At 68.5% G+C, this 2746-nt stretch carries 3 protein-coding genes; all 3 read left to right on the top strand.

Annotated elements, in window-relative coordinates; all coding sequences use genetic code 11:
* Positions 1–166 precede the first annotated feature (166 nt).
* The 3 genes from ASE78_RS04250 to ASE78_RS04240 are packed head-to-tail and all read left to right on the top strand — an operon-like array spanning position 167 to position 2717.
* A complete protein-coding gene (locus ASE78_RS04250; RefSeq protein WP_056493703.1) occupies positions 167–1201 on the top strand; it encodes a methionine synthase in 1035 nt (344 codons plus the stop codon).
* The gene (locus ASE78_RS04245; RefSeq protein WP_235514870.1) at positions 1198–2196 is read left to right on the top strand and encodes a bile acid:sodium symporter family protein; all 999 of its coding nucleotides are present in this window, start codon (positions 1198–1200) and stop codon (positions 2194–2196) included. The genes ASE78_RS04250 and ASE78_RS04245 overlap by 4 nt, the downstream gene beginning before the upstream one ends.
* The gene (locus ASE78_RS04240) at positions 2193–2717 is read left to right on the top strand and encodes a flavin reductase family protein (RefSeq protein WP_056493701.1); all 525 of its coding nucleotides are present in this window, start codon (positions 2193–2195) and stop codon (positions 2715–2717) included. The genes ASE78_RS04245 and ASE78_RS04240 overlap by 4 nt, the downstream gene beginning before the upstream one ends.
* Positions 2718–2746 lie beyond the last annotated feature (29 nt).

Here is a 2746-nt window from a genome sequence, read left to right as displayed (position 1 = left end):
GGGGGGGGGGGGGGGGGGGTCGGCCGGTTGGGCGCGCTCCCGTTTCCTCGCAGGCCGACCCACCCCCAGCCCCTCCCTTGTCAGGGAGGGGAGCAGCGGTTCCGGCGTTCCGGGTCGAAGGTCGACCGGACGCAAGAGCGGCACCACGAATACAGGACACCCGATCATGACGATGTTGTTGCCGACCACCACCGCGGGCAGTCTGCCCAAACCGCTCTGGCTGGCCGAACCGGAAACCTTGTGGTCGCCGTGGAAGCTCGAAGGCGACGAACTGGTCGCGGGCAAGCGCGACGCGCTGCGCCTCGCGGTCGAGGATCAGCGGCAGGCGGGCATCGCCATCGTCGGCGACGGCGAACAGACGCGCCAGCATTTCGTGACGACCTTCGTCGAGCATCTGGACGGCGTCGATTTCGAGAAGCGCGAGGTGATGCGCATCCGCAACCGCTACGACGCCAGCGTGCCGAGCGTGGTCGGCGCGGTGTCGCGGCCGAAACCGGTGTTCGTCGACGACGCGCGCTTCCTGCGCGCGCAGACCGCGCAGCCGATCAAATGGACGCTGCCGGGTCCGATGACGATGATCGACACGCTGTACGACGGCCATTATCGCAGCCGCGAGAAGCTGGCATGGGAGTTCGCCTGCATCCTGAACGACGAGGCGCGCGAGCTGGAGGCGGTGGGCATCGACATCATCCAGTTCGACGAACCGGCGTTCAACGTGTTCTTCGACGAGGCGAACGACTGGGGCATCGCCACGCTGGAGCGCGCGGCGCAGGGGCTGAAGGCGCGGACCGCCGTTCACATCTGCTATGGCTATGGCATCAAGGCCAATACCGAATGGAAGAAGACGCTGGGGTCGCAGTGGCGGCAATATGAGGAAACCTTCCCCAACCTGCAGCGCTCGTCGATCGACATCATCTCGCTCGAATGCCACAATTCGCGCGTGCCGATGGAACTGATCGAGCTGGTGCGCGGCAAGACGGTCATGGTCGGCGCGATCGACGTGGCGAGCGACGCGATCGAGACGCCCGAGGAAGTCGCCGACACGCTGCGCCGGGCGCTGGCGTTCGTCGATGCCGACAAATTATATCCCGCGACCAATTGCGGCATGGCCCCGCTGTCGCAGGGCGTGGCGCGCGGCAAGCTAAACGCGCTGTGCGCGGGCGCGGCGATCGTCCGCGCCGAACTGGGGGACCACGGTTGACGACACTCCTGCGCCGGCTGCGCCCCGACGGCTATATCGTCGCGATCATGGGCATGGTCGCGCTCGCCGCGCTGTTCCCCGCGCGCGGGTCGGCGAAGGACCTGCTCGATCTGGTGGTGCATGGCGCCATCGCGCTGCTGTTCTTCCTGTATGGCGCGCGGCTGTCGCGGCAGGCGATCTGGGTGGGCATGCTGCACTGGCGGTTGCAGGCGCTGGTGTTCGCCACGACCTTCGCCGTCTTTCCGCTGATCGGCCTGGGCATGATGGCCGCGCTCAAGGGCCATGTCGACGACGGGCTCGTCACCGGGCTGATGTTCGTCGCGCTGCTGCCCTCGACGGTGCAGTCGTCGATCGCCTTCACCTCGATCGCGCGCGGCAATGTCGCGGCGGCGCTGTGCTGCGCGTCGTTGTCCAACCTGGTCGGGGTGGTGCTGACCCCGGTGCTGGCGACGGCCTTGCTCGGCACCACGGCGGGCGGAATGTCGCTCGACGCGATCGGCGACATCGCGTTGCAGATTTTGCTGCCGTTCGTGCTCGGCCAATGCGCGCGGCCGCTGATCGGCGACTGGCTGGCGGGGAAGAAGACCCTGACGATGCTGGTCGATCGCGGATCGATCCTGCTGGTCGTCTATGCGGCGTTCAGCGCGGGCATGGTCGCCGGCATCTGGAGCCGGGTGACGCCGCGGGACCTGGGACTGGTCCTCCTGCTCGACGGCGCGCTGCTGGCGATGGTGCTGGGCTTCACGACCATGGCGAGCCGGCTGCTGCGCTTTTCGAGGGAGGACGAGATCGCGATCGTGTTCTGTGGTTCCAAGAAGAGCATGGCGAGCGGCCTGCCGATCGCCAACATCCTGTTCCCGGCGGCCACGGTCGGGCTGATCGTCCTGCCGCTGATGCTGTTCCACCAGATGCAGTTGATGGTCTGCGCCGCGCTCGCCCGGCGCTATGCGCTGCGCACCGCTCCGGCCGCCATGCCGGCGGAGGTGGCGGCATGACCCCCGCCCCCGCCCCTTGCGCGATCGATGCGTTGCGCGCGCCCGGCGACGACACCGACCTGCGCCGGCTGTTCGGCCACTTCCCGACCGGCGTCACCGCGCTGTGCGCGATGGACGGCGACCGGCCGGTCGGCATGACGGCCAGCGCGTTCGTCGCCATCTCGATCGCGCCGCCGTTGGTATCGGTGTGCATCCGCCACGGATCGGCGACATGGGCACAGCTTCGCACGCTGGGGCGGGTCGGCATCTCGTTCCTCGGCCACGCCCAGGCCGCCACCGCGCGCCAGCTCGCCCGCCCCGGCGACGACCGGTTCGCGGGCATCGCCTATGACGTCACCCCCGACGGCGCGCTGTTCCTTGGGGATGCCACCGCATGGCTCGACTGTTCGGTCGAGCGCGAGATCGTCGCTGGCGATCACGACATCATCCTGCTGCGCCTCCACCGCGCCGCCACCGCCCAAGGGGTCGCACCGCTCGTCTTTCATGCGAGCGGTTTCCACACGCTGACGCCGATCGGGTAAGCGCCCGTTCGAAAATTCGCGGAGGGCGA

Origin of the sequence: Sphingomonas sp. Leaf25 (genome assembly GCF_001421635.1) — a bacterium.
GTDB lineage: Bacteria > Pseudomonadota > Alphaproteobacteria > Sphingomonadales > Sphingomonadaceae > Sphingomonas.
The sequence above is the reverse complement of the archived record's forward strand: the minus strand, read 5'-3'. Positions and strand labels throughout refer to the sequence as shown.